Origin of the sequence: Xanthomonas sp. LF06-19, assembly GCF_034105425.1 — a bacterium.
GTDB lineage: Bacteria > Pseudomonadota > Gammaproteobacteria > Xanthomonadales > Xanthomonadaceae > Xanthomonas_A > Xanthomonas_A sontii.
On sequence record NZ_JAXGGH010000001.1, the window covers coordinates 305,408 to 319,915 of the forward strand.

The 14,508-nt window shown below is 69.6% G+C and carries 8 protein-coding genes, 2 pseudogenes and 1 riboswitch; of the genes and pseudogenes, 5 read left to right on the plus strand and 5 right to left on the minus strand.

Features of this window, described 5'->3' with window-relative positions; all coding sequences use genetic code 11:
* Window positions 1-26 precede the first annotated feature (26 nt).
* Window positions 27-1,277 (minus strand): multidrug effflux MFS transporter, encoded by a 1,251-nt coding sequence (locus SLW55_RS01325; protein WP_295953509.1) that lies wholly within the window; start codon window positions 1,275-1,277, stop codon window positions 27-29.
* Window positions 1,278-1,565: 288 nt separating this feature from the next.
* A riboswitch (glycine riboswitch) is annotated at window positions 1,566-1,670 on the plus strand.
* Between the two features lie 102 nt (window positions 1,671-1,772).
* Between SLW55_RS01325 and gcvP the strand changes: the two genes are divergently transcribed.
* Both gcvP and SLW55_RS01335 read left to right on the plus strand, forming a co-directional pair.
* On the plus strand, window positions 1,773-4,649 hold the full coding sequence (gcvP, locus tag SLW55_RS01330) for an aminomethyl-transferring glycine dehydrogenase (protein ID WP_295953511.1): 2,877 nt from the start codon (window positions 1,773-1,775) through the stop codon (window positions 4,647-4,649).
* Window positions 4,650-4,881: 232 nt separating this feature from the next.
* On the plus strand, window positions 4,882-6,996 hold the full coding sequence (locus tag SLW55_RS01335; protein ID WP_152243678.1) for a catalase: 2,115 nt from the start codon (window positions 4,882-4,884) through the stop codon (window positions 6,994-6,996).
* An 817-nt stretch (window positions 6,997-7,813) separates the two neighbouring features.
* On the opposite strand, the gene SLW55_RS01340 is transcribed toward SLW55_RS01335, so the two are convergent.
* The gene (locus tag SLW55_RS01340) at window positions 7,814-8,977 is read right to left on the minus strand and encodes a zinc-dependent alcohol dehydrogenase (RefSeq protein WP_017911294.1); all 1,164 of its coding nucleotides are present in this window, start codon (window positions 8,975-8,977) and stop codon (window positions 7,814-7,816) included.
* 153 nt (window positions 8,978-9,130) lie between these two features.
* Here SLW55_RS01340 and SLW55_RS01345 point away from each other — a divergent pair, with 153 nt between their 5' ends.
* Window positions 9,131-9,481, plus strand: coding sequence for a nucleotide pyrophosphohydrolase (locus SLW55_RS01345; protein WP_017910143.1), 351 nt, complete (start codon window positions 9,131-9,133; stop codon window positions 9,479-9,481).
* Between the two features lie 367 nt (window positions 9,482-9,848).
* On the opposite strand, the pseudogene SLW55_RS01350 reads toward SLW55_RS01345, so the two are convergent.
* The 3 genes and pseudogenes from SLW55_RS01350 to SLW55_RS01360 form a co-directional block, all read right to left on the minus strand.
* Window positions 9,849-10,364, minus strand: a pseudogene (locus SLW55_RS01350) (DUF6496 domain-containing protein); the annotation flags it as partial.
* A gap of 124 nt (window positions 10,365-10,488) precedes the next feature.
* The gene (locus tag SLW55_RS01355; RefSeq protein WP_320744352.1) at window positions 10,489-11,130 is read right to left on the minus strand and encodes a phosphatase PAP2 family protein; all 642 of its coding nucleotides are present in this window, start codon (window positions 11,128-11,130) and stop codon (window positions 10,489-10,491) included.
* 298 nt (window positions 11,131-11,428) lie between these two features.
* Entirely contained in the window at window positions 11,429-12,814 is a 1,386-nt protein-coding gene (locus SLW55_RS01360) for a DUF763 domain-containing protein (protein ID WP_295953519.1), read from the minus strand.
* A gap of 503 nt (window positions 12,815-13,317) precedes the next feature.
* Between SLW55_RS01360 and SLW55_RS01365 the strand changes: the two are divergent.
* Window positions 13,318-13,775 (plus strand): annotated as a pseudogene (locus tag SLW55_RS01365) (DUF4291 family protein).
* Between the two features lie 32 nt (window positions 13,776-13,807).
* Complete coding sequence (locus SLW55_RS01370) at window positions 13,808-14,398, plus strand: hypothetical protein (protein ID WP_152240207.1); 591 nt, start codon at window positions 13,808-13,810, stop codon at window positions 14,396-14,398.
* The last annotated feature ends 110 nt before the right edge of the window (window positions 14,399-14,508 follow it).

The window sequence follows — 14,508 nt, forward strand, 5'->3', positions numbered from 1 at the left end:
CGACGATAGCCCAACCGCGGCGATGCTCACAGCGGGTCGGCCGGTTCCAGCCGCGGCACCTGCGCATCCGGCCGCGGCAGGCGCTTGCCGCTGCGCCGCTCCCAGCGCCAGAAGCCCCAGCCGAGCAGGAAGAAGGCGCCCGAGCCCAGCGCCAGGTGCAGGGCATGGCCGCTGAGCAGCGGCGACAGCACCCCGGCCACCAGCACGGTGACCATCAACTGGGTGAAGGCCTGCAGCGACGAGGCCAGCCCACGCTGGCGCGGATACATGTCCAGCACCGCCAGCGCCAGGATCGGGAAGATCAGCGCGGTGCCCAGGCCGGCGAAGAAGATCGGCAGCACCGCCCACGGCAGCGCGATGGCCGGCGCCAGCGCGGTGTAGGCGATGTTGCCGGCCATCGACAGGCCGCAGCAGACGAAGCCGAAGCGCACCTGGCGCATCGGCCCGAACCGCCCGGCCATGCGCCCGGACAGGAACGCGCCCAGGGTCATGCCGCCGATGGTGGGCAGGAACAGCCAGGCGAAGTCGCGCTCGGTCTTGCCCAGCAGGTCGATCATGAACACCGGCGCCGAGGCGATGTACAGGAACACCCCGCCGAAATTGAACGCGCCGGCCGCGGCCAGCCGCTGGAACCGCGGATTCAGCGCGATGCCGATGTAGTCGCGCAGCAGCGTGCGCGGCGCCAACGGCGTGCGCGCCTGCGGCGGATGCGTCTCCGGCATCCAGCGCAGGGTGGCGACCAGCAGCAACGAGGAGAAGCCGACCAGGAACCAGAAGATCGTCGGCCAGCCGCGGCCGCTGCCCAGGATCCAGCCGCCGATGATCGGCGCGATCGCCGGGGCGATGCCGAACAGCATCGACACCTGGCTCATCAGCCGCTGCGCGTCGTCGCCGTGGAACAGGTCGCGGATCACCGCCCGTCCGACGATCATGCCGACCCCGGCCGACACACCCTGCAGCGCGCGGAACACCAGCAGGGTCGGCAGGTCGCGCGACAGCGCACAGCCGGCCGAGGCCAGAATGAACACGACCAGCCCGGCCACGATCACCCGGCGTCGTCCCAAGGCGTCGGACAGCGGCCCGTGGGCCAGGCCCATCAGCGCGTAGGCCAGCAGGTACACGCTCACCGTCTGCTGGATCGCCACCGGATCGGCATGCAGGCGCTGCGCCAGCTGCGGGAACGCCGGGAAGATCGTGTCGATGGAGAACGGACCGAACATCGCCAGCCCGGCCAGCAACAGGGCCATGCGGCGTGTGGACACGGACGGGAGCGTCATGGGGACATCATCCTGAAAGCCGGCCGCGGCGGCCGCAGGACGGGCGCACGCGCGGCGACGCCGTCCGGCATGGACGGGCGCGAGAAAAGGGAGTGCGGCCATGATACGCGCTGCGGCCGCAGGCGCGCATCCGCCGCGGCTTGCCCATTCAGCCTGGCGTGGGCGCGCGCGGCCCGCCGTGGGCGCCGCCGGCCACGTTATAATCGCGGCGCAGCAAGGTGGGAGAAGCGGGGCGACCCGCTGCCGAAGGCGCAAACGCCCGTAATCGCTCAGGCCCGATACCACCCGCACCAAGACTCTGGAGAGACCGGTCAAACCCGGCGCCGAAGGGGCACGAAGCGCAGCGCCAGCCGCCGCTTCCAAACTCTCAGGCAAAAGGACAGAGGGGCATTGGGAAGACGCGTGCTTCCCGTCGATCGTGCCCGCCGCTGCGGCCCGACGACGGCCTTGCGCGCGTCCCCGCTTCCTCGTGCCTTCCTCAGCCGGACGACTGCCATGTCTCACACCTCTTCGCTGCGCGACCTCGAACACCACTCGGCCTTCATCGAGCGCCACATCGGCCCGAACGACGCCGAGATCGCGCACATGCTGCGCACCGTCGGCCACGACTCGCTGGAGGCGATGACCGACGCCATCGTGCCCGGCCTGATCAAAATAGGCACGGACAAGTCGCCCGCCGCGCTGGCGTTGCCCGACGCCATCACCGAGGAGGAGGCGCTGGCCAAGATCCGCGCCATCGCCGACAAGAACACCGTGTTCCGCAGCTTCATCGGCCAGGGCTACTACGGCACCCACACGCCGAAGGTGATCCTGCGCAACATTCTCGAGAACCCGGCCTGGTACACCGCCTACACCCCGTACCAGGCGGAGATCTCGCAGGGCCGCATGGAAGCGCTGATCAACTTCCAGACCATGTGCGCCGACCTCACCGGCATGGAGATCGCCAACGCCTCGCTGCTGGACGAAGCCACCGCCGCGGCCGAGGCGATGACCCTGGCCAAGCGCTCGGCCAAGTCCAGGTCCGACACCTTCTTCGTGCACGACGCGGTGCATCCGCAGACCCTGGAACTGCTGCGCACCCGCGCCGAGCCGCTGGGCATCGTGCTGCGCGTGGGCACGCCGGAGGAAGCGTTGCAGGCCGAGTGCTTCGGCGTGCTGCTGCAGTATCCGGACAGCTTCGGCCACATCGGCGACCACAAGGCGCTGGCCGACGCGGTGCATGCGCAAGGCGGCCTGGTCGCCGTCGCCACCGACCTGCTCGCGCTGACCCTGATCGCCGCGCCCGGCGAATGGGGCGCGGACATCGTCGTCGGCAACTCGCAGCGCTTCGGCGTGCCGTTCGGCTTCGGCGGCCCGCATGCCGCGTTCATGGCCTGCCGCGACGCCTACAAGCGTTCGATGCCGGGCCGCCTGATCGGCGTGTCGATCGACGCCGCCGGCAACCCCGCCTACCGCCTCACCCTGCAGACCCGCGAGCAGCACATCCGCCGCGAGAAGGCCACCTCCAACATCTGCACCGCGCAGGTGCTGCTGGCGGTGATGGCCTCGATGTACGCGGTGTACCACGGCCCCGAGGGCCTGGTGCGCATCGCCCGCCGCACCCACCGCCTGGCCGCGATCCTCGCCGCGGCGCTGCGCGGCGCCGGCGTCGCCGTCGGCGAGCGCTTCTTCGACACCCTGCACGTCACCGGCGTCGATGCCGAGGCCATCCACGCCAAGGCGCGTGCGGCCGGCATCAACCTGCGCGCGATCGACAGCGCGTCGCTGGGCATCAGCCTGGACGAGACCGCCACCCGCGCCGACGTGGTCGCGCTGGCGCAGCTGTTCGGCGCGCAGGCCGACGTGGACGCGCTCGACGCCGCCACCGCCGATGCGCTGCCGCCGCAGCTGCTGCGGCACAGCGCGTTCCTGCAGCACCCGGTGTTCAACACCCACCACAGCGAGCACGAACTGCTGCGCTACATGCGCGCGCTGGCCGACAAGGACCTGGCGATGGATCGCACCATGATCCCGCTGGGCAGCTGCACCATGAAGCTCAACGCCACCGCCGAGATGATCCCGGTGACCTGGCCGCAGTTCGGCGCGATCCATCCGCTGGCCCCGGCCGAGCAGAGCGTCGGCTACAAGCAGCTGATCGACGAACTGGAAGCGATGCTGGTCGAGTGCACCGGCTACGACGCGGTCAGCCTGCAGCCCAACTCCGGCGCGCAGGGCGAGTACGCCGGCCTGCTGGCGATCCGCGCCTACCACCGCGCCCGCGGCGAAGGCCATCGCGACATCTGCCTGATCCCCGAATCGGCGCACGGCACCAACCCGGCCTCGGCGCAGATGTGCGGCATGACCGTGGTGGTGACCAAGTGCGACGGCAACGGCAACGTCGACGTCGCCGACATCCGCGCCAAGGCCGAGAAGTATTCGGAACGCCTGGCCGCGCTGATGATCACCTACCCGTCCACCCACGGCGTGTTCGAGGAAGACGTGGTGGCCATCTGCGAAGCGGTGCACGCGCACGGCGGCCAGGTCTACACCGACGGCGCCAACATGAACGCGCTGGTCGGCCTGGCCAAGCCCGGCAAGTGGGGCTCGGACGTGTCGCACCTGAACCTGCACAAGACCTTCTGCATCCCGCACGGCGGCGGCGGCCCCGGCGTCGGTCCGTGCGCGGTGAAGGCGCACCTGGCGCCGTACCTGCCCAAGACCCTGGGCGGCGACGGCGAGGTCGGCATGGTCAGCGCCGCCAGCTTCGGCAGCGCCTCGATCCTGCCGATCAGCTGGATGTACATCACCATGATGGGCAACAGCGGGCTGCGCAAGGCCACCCAGGTGGCGCTGCTCAACGCCAACTACATCGCCAAGCGCCTGGCGCCGTACTACAAGACGCTGTACACCGGCCGCAACGGCCTGGTCGCGCACGAGTGCATCCTCGACGTGCGCCCGCTGGAGAAGACCAGCGGCATCGGCGCCGAGGACATCGCCAAGCGCCTGATCGACTTCGGCTTCCACGCGCCGACGCTGAGCTTCCCGGTCGCCGGCACGCTGATGGTGGAGCCGACCGAGAGCGAATCGCAGCACGAGTTGGACCGCTTCATCGACGCGATGATCCAGATCCGCGAGGAGATCGCCGCGATCGAGGACGGCCGCCTGGACCGCGAGGACAATCCGCTCAAGCACGCCCCGCACACCGCCGCGCAGGTCACCGCCAGCGAGTGGACCCACGCCTATCCGCGCGAGCTGGCCGCGTTCCCGCTGCCCACGCTGAAGCAGCAGAAGTACTGGCCGCCGGTGGCGCGCGTGGACAACGTGTACGGCGACAAGAACGTGATGTGCGCGTGCATCCCGGTGGATGCGTACAAGGAAGACGCGGTGGTCTGAGCCGCGTTACCGTTCGACGCTGCACCCGAGACCCAGCCTCGTGCGCGAGGCTGGGTTTTTTTATGCGTGCGCAATGCGCGTACCGAGGTAGACAAGTGCGCGCGATGCGGCGCGTTGCACGGCTCGTTCACGCCGCGCCGCCCAGGATCGGGACTTCCGCCGCGCCCGCATCCTCACGCACCGGGCACCCCACCGCGACGCCTTCTTCCGCCACGCACCGGAGCGATCTCCCATGGCCAGCCGCAAGCGCACGCCCAGCGATTCCGCATCGTCCACCGCCCTCGCCTCCACCGCCGCGCCCGCCGATCAGCGCGGCCATGGCGACGAACTGCACCAGCAGGCCGGCGGCACGCATCCGCCGCTGACCACCAACCAGGGCATTCCGGTCGCCGACAACCAGAACTCGCTGCGTGCCACGCCGCGCGGGCCGACGTTGCTGGAAGACTTCATCCTGCGCGAGAAGATCACCCACTTCGATCACGAGCGCATTCCCGAACGCATCGTGCACGCGCGCGGCAGCGCCGCCCACGGCTACTTCGAACTGACCAAGTCGCTGGCCAAGTACACCACTGCCTCGCTGCTCACCGAGGTCGGGGTGAAGACGCCGGTGTTCACCCGCTTCTCCACCGTCGCCGGCGGCGCCGGCTCGGTGGACACGCCACGCGACGTGCGCGGCTTCGCGGTCAAGTTCTACACCAAGGAAGGCAACTGGGACCTGGTGGGCAACAACATCCCGGTGTTCTTCATCCAGGACGCGCTGAAGTTCCCCGACCTGATCCACGCGGTGAAGATGGAGCCGGACCGCGGCTTTCCGCAGGCGGCCAGCGCGCACGACACGTTCTGGGACTTCGTCTCGCTGATGCCCGAGTCGCTGCACATGATCATGTGGGCGATGAGCGACCGCACCATCCCGCGCTCGCTGCGCATGATGGAAGGCTTCGGCATCCACAGCTTCCGCCTGCTCGACGCGGAAGGCCGCAGCACCTTCGTCAAGTTCCACTGGCGGCCCAAGCTCGGCCTGCAGTCCACGATCTGGGACGAGGCGGTGAAGCTGGCCGGCGCCGACCCGGACTTCCACCGCCGCGACCTGTTCGAGGCGATCGAACGCGGCGACTTCCCGGAATGGGAACTGGGCGTGCAGTTGTTCACCCAGGAACAGGCCGACGCCTTCCCGTTCGACCACCTGGACGCCACCAAGCTGATCCCGGAGGAACTGGTGCCGCTGCAGATCGTCGGGCGCATGGTGCTGGACCGCTGGCCGGACAACTTCTTCGCCGAAACCGAACAGGTGGCGTACTGCCCGGCCAACATCGTGCCCGGCATCGACTTCTCCAACGACCCGCTGCTGCAGGGCCGCCTGTTCTCGTACCTGGACACCCAGCTCAGCCGCCTGGGCGGGCCGAACTTCCACCAGTTGCCGATCAACGCGCCGAAGTGCCCGTTCGCCAACATGCAGCGCGACGGCCACATGCAGATGGGCGTGCCCCAGGGCCGCGTCGCCTACGAACCCAGCTCGCTGCAGGCCGACAGCCCACGCGAGACCGCGCGCGGCTTCGTCAGCCACCGCACCCAGCCCGACGACGGCGCCAAGGGCCGCGTGCGTGCCGAGAGCTTCGCCGACCACTACAGCCAGGCGCGGATGTTCTACCGCAGCCAGACGCAGCCGGAACAGGCGCACGTGGCCTCGGCGCTGGTGTTCGAGCTGTCCAAGGTCGACACCGCGCACGTGCGCGAGGCGGTGGTCGGACACCTGCGCCACGTCGATCCCAAGCTGGCGCAGCGCGTCGCCGACGGCCTCGGCCTGGACGCGCTGCCGCCGGCGCCGCCGGCCGCGGTCGCGCCGCAGGACCTGCCGCTCTCGCCAGCGCTGCAGCTCATCGGCCGCATGAAGCCGACCCTGCAGGGCCGCGCGATCGGCATCCTGATCGACGAGGGCTCGGACGCGAAACTGGTGCGCGACCTGCGCAAGGCCGCCACCGACGCCGGCGCGGCGGTCAAGATCGTCGCGCCCAAGCTAGGGGGCGCCGTCCTCAGTGACGGCAAGCGCCTGGCCGCCGACGGCCAGCTGGCCGGCACACCCTCGTTCGTGTTCGACGCGGTGGCGGTGGTGCTGTCGGCCGAGGCCGGCAAGCGGCTGAGCAAGGAGTCGGCGGCCATCGATTTCGTCAGCAACGCCTTCGCCCACCTCAAGGCGATCGCCGCCGACGCCGGCGCGCAGCCGCTGCTGAAGGCCGGCAATGTGCAGAAGGATGCCGGGGTGGTCGAGGCCAGCGACAACAAGGGCTTCGTGACCGCGGCCAAGACCCGGCAGTGGAGCCGCGAGCCGAAGCTGCGCCTGCTGGCCTGAGCAGGGCAGCGGTTTCCGCCATGGCGCCGCAGGGCTGGCGCCATGGCGATGCCAGGAAAGCTGGCAGGGCGCCGGCTTCACGCGGAACCCGGGGCCACACGCTGGTCGCGATCCAGGATCTTCGGCACGCTGGCACTGCCATCGCCCCGGGGCAGCCACACCCTCGCCTGATGGTCGCGCCCGCGCGTTCTCCGGACTGCCGTGCCGCACAGGCACCGATACGACCGCGAGGCGATCGGCGCCCGTCGCCAACGCCCCGACCGCGACCCGGACATGCCCCCTGCGAGGTCACGGCACAGGCCCCAAGGTGCGGCCCACTGGCGGCCGTAAAAAATCGCCTGGTCAATTTTTCGCCACCCCTCTTGACACTGTTGTGTCACGGGCCGGCATCGGCCTTATCCACAACCTTATGCAGAAGTCATCCACACCCCCTGTGGACAAGCCGCCGATGCCACCCTCACCGCACCGGAACATCCAAGTGATTGATTCGTGGTCAAAAAGCTTGTCACGCACTTGACAAGAAGCGGGCGGGCCACTCCCGCGTGGCCGCCTGACGGCGACGGCGGGAAAAACTTATCCCGAGCCTCGGGGCGGCGCATCTACATCGGAGCAAGGTGAAGGAGGCGTGAAATCTTCACCTGTTCGCGACGGACGGTTGGCGCTATGTCCCCCATTCGCGCCAGGCAGGCCGAACGCCCATGCCCAGGGGCGCAGGACCGCCTCGCAGGTTGTGCAACGCACAATGCTTTACGCCCGTTCCGACACCTTCAGGCGCGAGCCGGGCGACCCGCCATGGGGCCACCCGGCCACACCACGGTCACGGCGTCAGGATCACCTTGCGGCAGTCCTGCTCCTTCTTGTCGAAGATCGAATACCCCTGCGCCGCCTCGGCCAGGCTCAGGCGGTGGGTGATGATCTCGTTGGGCCGCAGCCGGCCCTCGCCGATGTGCTCCAGCAGTTCGGGCATGAAACGCTGCACATGGGTCTGGCCCATCTTGAAGCTCAGCCCCTTGTCGAAGGCATCGCCGAACAGGAAGCCGTGGATGAAGCCGGCATACACGCCCGGCACGCTGACCGTGCCACCGCGGCGGGTGGCGGCGATGCACTGGCGCAGCGCCGTGCCGCTGCTGCCTTCCAGCTTCAGCGTGGCCATCACCGTCTCCACCGTGCTGCCCTTGGCTTCGAAGCCTACCGCGTCGATGCTGGCGTCCACGCCACGCCCGTCGGTCTGGCCGACGATGATGTCGGCCGGATCGTCGATCTCCTCGAAGTTCAGCGGAATCACCCCGTAGGTGCGCTGCGCGAAGTCGAGCCGGTACGGATAGCGATCGACCATGAAGATCCGCTCGGCGCCGAGCATGCGGCAGCAGGCCGCGGTCATCAGCCCGACCGGGCCGGCGCCGAAGATCGCCACGGTACTGCCCTGACGCACGCCCGCGTTGACCGCCGCCTGGTAGCCGGTGGGCAGGATGTCGGACAGGAACAGCACCTGCTCGTCGTGCAACACGTCCGGCACCACCAACGGGCCGACATTGGCCTTGGGCACGCGCACGTACTCCGCCTGGCCACCGGCCACGCCGCCGTACAGATGGCTGTAGCCGAACAGCGCCGCCGGCGGGCGGATGCCCTTCTGGTTCAGCGCCGCGCCCTTGCCGGTGTTGGTGGTCTCGCAGGCGGCGTATTCGGTCAGGCGGCAATGGAAGCACTCGCCGCAGGCGATCACGAACGGGATCACCACGCGGTCGCCCTTCTTCACCCGCTGCACGTCCGGGCCGACGTCTTCCACCACGCCCATGAACTCGTGCCCGAGCACGTCGCCGGTGTGCAGATCGGGGATCTTGCCGCGGTACAGGTGCAGGTCCGAGCCGCAGATCGCGGTGGCGGTGACGCGCAGGATGATGTCGTCGGTCTCGACCAGCACCGGGTCGGGAACGGTTTCCACGCGCACGTCCCGGGTGCCGTGATAGGTCAGAGCTTGCATGGGTAGGTCCTTTCGTCTGCGAACGTGCCCGCAGTGTCGCCGCCGATGCCGTGCATCGTCGGTGACCACGCCGTGAGTCCGATGTCGCGACCGCAGTGCCTGCGCGCGTGATTGCTGCTTTACCATGCGCCGTCCCCACTGCGAGCCGATGCCATGCCCGACAGCCTCCACGACCTGCAGGCCGCCCAGCGCGCCTTCGCCGACGCCCGCGACTGGGGTCAGTTCCACAGTCCGCGCAATCTCGCCGCGGCGCTGTCGGTGGAAGCGGCGGAATTGCTGGAGCACTTCCAGTGGCTGGACGATGCGCAGAGCCGGCAACTGTCTGCAGAAAAAAAGCAGCAGGTCGGCAGCGAGATCGCCGACGTGCTGCTGTATCTGGTCCAGTTGTGCGACAAGCTGGAGATCGATCCGATCGACGCCGCGCAACGCAAGATGCTGGCCAACGCCGCCAAGTATCCGGTGGAGCGCGCCAAGGGCCGCATCACCAAGTACACCGAACTGTAAGACCCCGGCGAGTCGCGCCGATCGCGGATGCGTCGACGCGCGGCGGTGGCATCCGCCGCCGCGCGTCATGGAGCGACTAGCCGCTCGAGCGCGAACCGCGTCTGCGCGCGGACGACGTCTTGCCTGCGCGCTTGCTGGTCTTACGCTTGCTGGATGCGCTCTTCTTCGCTGGCGTCTTCCTGGCGACCGCAGTTTTCGCCGTCGACTTTTTCGACGCTGTCTTCCTGGATGCCGTCTTCTTCGAGGCCGTCTTCTTGGTCGCAGTCTTCTTTGCCGAAGAAGTCTTGCTCGCCGCTTTCTTGCTCGCGGCCTGCTTGGCCGGCGTCTTCCTGGCCGAAGCGGTCTTCGCCGTGCGCTTCTTCGCGGCAGCCGTCCGCGTGCCGGCCTGTTTGGCCCGGGTCTTCGCGGCCTTCTTGGCCGCGCTCTTGCGCACCGTCGCCCCCTTGGTCTGCGCGGCCTTCTTCGCCGCGGCCGAGCGGCTGCTGGCGCTGCGCTTCTTCGCTGCGCGCTTGGTCTGTGTCGACAGCGCCTCGCTGCCCACCGTCTGCGTCGCGCTCTTGCCCTTGCTGGCGGTCTTCAGCGCCGTCTTGGCGCCGCGCGAGCGCGTTGGCGACGGCTTGGCCTGCTTGCCGCCCTTGGCCTCTTCCTGCGCAACCTTCTTCCTGGTGGCTTTCGACGCGGTCTTCGACGCGCCGGTCTTGACCCCGGCGCGGCGCGCCTTGGACAGGCCGATGGCGATCGCCTGCTTGGTCGACTTCACCTGGGTCTTGCCCTCGCGCACGCGGTCGATCTCCTCGCGCACGAACTCGCCGGCCTGGGTCGTGCCGGCCTTGCCTTCGCGCTTGGCGCGGCGCGCACGGGTGGTGGTGGATTGCTCCGGCATCGATCCATCTCCTGAAAGCGGCCACGACGGCCATCGGCTCCGGGTGTAGCAACGCGCAGGTCAAGAGCAGGCATACGACAGGCGAAGCGCGCGTGCATATGCCTGCACGCGGAAGACGGCGCCATCAGCTGTCGCGACCGCACAACGCCGGCGAATAGGTCTGGATGGCATGCTGGATCGGCGCGTGTCGTCCGTACATCAACGCGCCGACCAGGACCACCGACACGATGGCGTACATGCGCAGGCGCGCGGGCAACTGCGGCGCACCGCGCCACTGCAGATAGCACGCCGTCGTCGCGGCCCCGACCACCACACCGGCAGCGACCTCGGACAGGCTGTGCGCTCGCGCGTAGACGCGGGCAATGGCGATCACGCTGGCGATGGCGAAACCGCAGGCGATCGCCAGCCGCGGCCGCGGACGGGCGCGCAGACACAGCATGCACACCATCGGCCATACGCAGGCGGCGAGCATGGTGTGTCCACTGATCACCCGGAACTGCAGCGCGCGCAGCTCCACCCCACAGCCGGCGTAGAGAATCTTGGTCGCCCCGACCAGGGCCGCGGCGCTCGCCAGCAGGCCAAGCCACGTCGCCGCGGCACGCCATCCCGCGCTACCCAGCGCCAGCCACAGTGCGCAGACGAGCGCGAGCGGCAGCGTCATCGCCGCGTCGCCGAAGTTGCTGATGGCAGACCACATGCTGGGGAAAACGTCCTTCGGCGTACGCGTCGTTCGGAGCCACCGACACCGTGCGCCGGGGGCGGCCATGATACGGGCGATCGCTCGAACGGGAGGAACCTGGCACGCGCTCAGACCGCGTCCCCTCCTCCGACCAGCGCTATGGCACGACAGCGGACTCCCGGAGAGGCGCAACCGTGATCTTCTGCGCGAGTGCCGACGGCAGCGCTGACCACAAGTCCCTGCTTGTGGGAGGGACTTCAGTCCCGACTGCAACGAGGTCGGTTGCGCAGATGGACTCGCGCATTGCCGGCGAATCGCCGTCGACGCCTGCACGACACACGACCGCCGGTTCGATCGCGTCGCACTCAGACCACTAGGCGAGCTCTTACTTTGCGCGTGCGGTGCGTCTCTCCGCCACAGCCTCCGGCACCGGCTCCCAGCCGAACACACTGCGCCCGCCATAGGCATGCGACTGCGCGCGTTCCTCGGCGATGTAGTCCTCCACCGACGGCCCGCGCGCGGTCGGTTCGAGCAGGCGCGCCTGCGCGTCCAGGCGGCGGATCGCGTCCAGTTTCTCCTCGCGGCCCAGCTTGGCTTGCGCCACCGCCGTCTTGAGCACGCCGATGGTGTGGTCGTAGACCCGCGTCGGCACCGGGAACGGATGCCGGTCCTTGCCGCCATGGGCCAGCGAGAACCGTGCCGGATCGCTGAAACGGCACGGCGCGCCGTGCAGCACCTCGGCCACCAGCGCCAGCGCGCGCACCGTGCGCGCACCAACGCCCGGCACCTGCAGCAGGTCGGCGAAATCGCGCGGCCCGCATTCGGCAGCGGCGGCCAGCGCCCCGTGCAGTCGCCGCACCACGATGTCGCTGCCGCGCACGTCGTGGTGGTCGGGCAGCGACAGATGCGGCAGGTCGGCCGGCCGGCGCTCGGGCACCGTGGCGGCCGCCGGCGCGAACAGGTCGCCGGTCTCCGCGAACAGCGCATCGGCGGCCAGCGCGGTGGCGCCCCGCCCCTGCGCGGCGTGGGTCGGCGCCGCGGCGGCCGATGCCGGCGTCTGCGCGGCCTCCAGCGCAGCGTATTCGCGGGCGATGCGCTCCGGTGCCAGCGTCTGCAGCAGCTCCACCTGCGCCGCACGCGCGGCGGCGGCGCGATGATCGGCGAGATTGACGATGCGGCCCTGGCGCGGGCCGTCGATCGCCGCATGCGGTGCATCGACGAAGCTGCTCAGGCCTTCCGACAGCCAGTGGTAGCGGCGTGCCTGCTTGCGCGCGCCGTGCATGCCCTGCTGCACCACCACCCAGCGCCCGTCGTCGCTGACGATGAAGCCGTGCAGGTACAGGTCGAAGCCGTCCTGCACCGCGGCGCTGTCGACCTTGGCCACCAGGCGGCTGACCCGCGCCAGTTCCGCGCCGTCCAGGCCGGTGCGCTCGCCCACCGCCTGCAGCTCGTCCGGCGTGGCCCGCGAATGCCGCCCACGGCCGCCGCACACGTGGATGCCCAGTTCGCCGGACAGCGGCGCCAGGCCGCGCTTGAGCGCGCCCAGCACGCTGGTGGTGATGCCGGAGGAATGCCAGTCCATGCCCATCACCGCCCCCAGCGACTGGAACCAGAACGGATGCGCCAGGCGCCGCAGCAATTCGTCGCGGCCATAGCTGTGCACGATGGCCTGGCACATCACCGCGCCGAGCCGGGTCATGCGCGCGCCCAGCCAGTGCGGCACGCGACCGCCATGCAGGGGCAGATCGGCGCTGCCGGAACGTCGGCTCATGGGGGCTCCGAGGAACGGGGTGCACCAGGGTAGCCAGTGCAGGTCTCAGCGCGCGAGTCTGGAGGCGAGCGCAGGCTGAGTGATTCAGTGCGGCCGCACGCGCGAAAGCACCCAGGGCGCTGCATGGAACGGCCCTGCTCGTTGCGTGTCCCGCAGGGCATGCCTTTCGACGACGCCGGCGGGCAACTGGATCCCGAAGGAAGTCAGCGCCGCCCTCACGGGGGCAAGCACCTCCGCGCAACCGCGCCTGTTGTCGAGGCTTCAGCCCTGACAGGGGGCGTTACGGCTGGCGTCCCGATCCAGGCGAACGCATCGCGCGGCATCCCGCCGGCACGGGAGACGTGACAGCGGATCGACGACGTTGCTGCGACGAGGTAGTCTGCGCGACGCTGCATCCCGTTCCTTGCGCTGCCTTGCAGCTCACCTGGCCGCGCCGGGGTCGTGACATCCTGTCGTGCTTCGACACCGATGCGATCGATGTCTACCAGGTGGATCGCCCTGCGATTGCGCAGTTCGCCATGGACCACCAGCGCTTCGGCGGCGAGTTCAGCTACCACCGGATGAGCTGGATCAAGCCGAATTTCCTGTGGATGATGTCCCGCGCCGGTTGGGCGCAGAAGCAAGGCAGGAGCGGATCCTGGCGATCCGGCTGCCACACGCCTGCTTCGACCCCCTACTGCGTGCCACGGCCCCGTCGACCTTCGATCCGGCGCGCTTCGCCAGTCAGGCCGCGTGGAAAGACGCGATCGAGCGGTCCGATGTGCGCCTGCAATGGGACCACGACAGCGTCGCGGCAGGTGCCGCACGAGTTGGTCCACGTGCCGCAAGCCAGCGCGGCGCAGAACATCGGGCTGGACAACCAGCCCTGTCGTCGGCCGCAGCGCCGCACGCGCCAGGTGCCCGTTGCAAGCGCTGCCGGCACGGCATCATGCACACGGCGCACGACACGCGCCGGGCATAATGCGCCTCAGGTCGACTGCCGCCACACGCCCGATGTCCTACGCCACCCTCCGCACGCTGCTCGCCTCCTGGGGCGAACTGCGTCCGCAACCTGCATCCGACTGGCAGGGCACGCTGCCGCTGCCGCAGGTGCTCGCCGACTTCTATGCGCAGGTGGGGCCATGGGGCGACATCCGCGACGCCACGGCCGGCCCGACCGGCCTGTCGCTGCAACTCGGCGGCAACCCGCTCGACATTCCGCCGTTGTGCAAGCTGTGGGCGCTGCAGGCCGGCTACCGCTGGAACGCGATCGACGGCAAGCCCATTGCCGCCTGGCGCGACCACTGGCTGGTGATCGCGGACCAGGGCGCGGACCCTGTCATTCTCGACACCGCCAGCGGCGGCGTGCTGTTCGCGTTCCACGGGGCCGGCGCATGGCGCCCCCGACCGCTGGCCGCCAGCCTGGAGATCGCATTCGGTGGTCTGGCGACCATGGCCAACACCATGGCCGAACTCGGCGATGCCGCATTCGACGACAGCGCCGCGCTGTGCGCCACTGCCCGCAACGCGGTCGCCGCGTCGCTGGCCGCCTATCTGGGCAGCGACGTCGAGGCCGCGCGCTTTCTGGAAACGCTGGATTGGTAGCGGGCTGAGCAAGCAAGGCGCGGCTGCGCCAAGCGCGACGTCTACGCCCACGTTGGCGACGGCATCGCCCCTGCCGGTCGCCCCATCGCGATCACGCGGCTGCACGGTGA

What these genes read in the sequence shown, in the direction of transcription:
- SLW55_RS01345 (WP_017910143.1), top strand. Translation starts at nt 9,131, where the DNA reads ATGCCCGACAGCCTCCACGACCTGCAGGCCGCCCAGCGCGCCTTCGCC.
- SLW55_RS01335 (WP_152243678.1), top strand. Translation starts at nt 4,882, where the DNA reads ATGGCCAGCCGCAAGCGCACGCCCAGCGATTCCGCATCGTCCACCGCC.
- SLW55_RS01360 (WP_295953519.1), bottom strand. Translation starts at nt 12,814, where the DNA reads ATGAGCCGACGTTCCGGCAGCGCCGATCTGCCCCTGCATGGCGGTCGC.
- SLW55_RS01355 (WP_320744352.1), bottom strand. Translation starts at nt 11,130, where the DNA reads ATGGCCGCCCCCGGCGCACGGTGTCGGTGGCTCCGAACGACGCGTACG.
- SLW55_RS01325 (WP_295953509.1), bottom strand. Translation starts at nt 1,277, where the DNA reads ATGACGCTCCCGTCCGTGTCCACACGCCGCATGGCCCTGTTGCTGGCC.
- SLW55_RS01370 (WP_152240207.1), top strand. Translation starts at nt 13,808, where the DNA reads ATGTCCTACGCCACCCTCCGCACGCTGCTCGCCTCCTGGGGCGAACTG.
- SLW55_RS01340 (WP_017911294.1), bottom strand. Translation starts at nt 8,977, where the DNA reads ATGCAAGCTCTGACCTATCACGGCACCCGGGACGTGCGCGTGGAAACC.
- gcvP (WP_295953511.1), top strand. Translation starts at nt 1,773, where the DNA reads ATGTCTCACACCTCTTCGCTGCGCGACCTCGAACACCACTCGGCCTTC.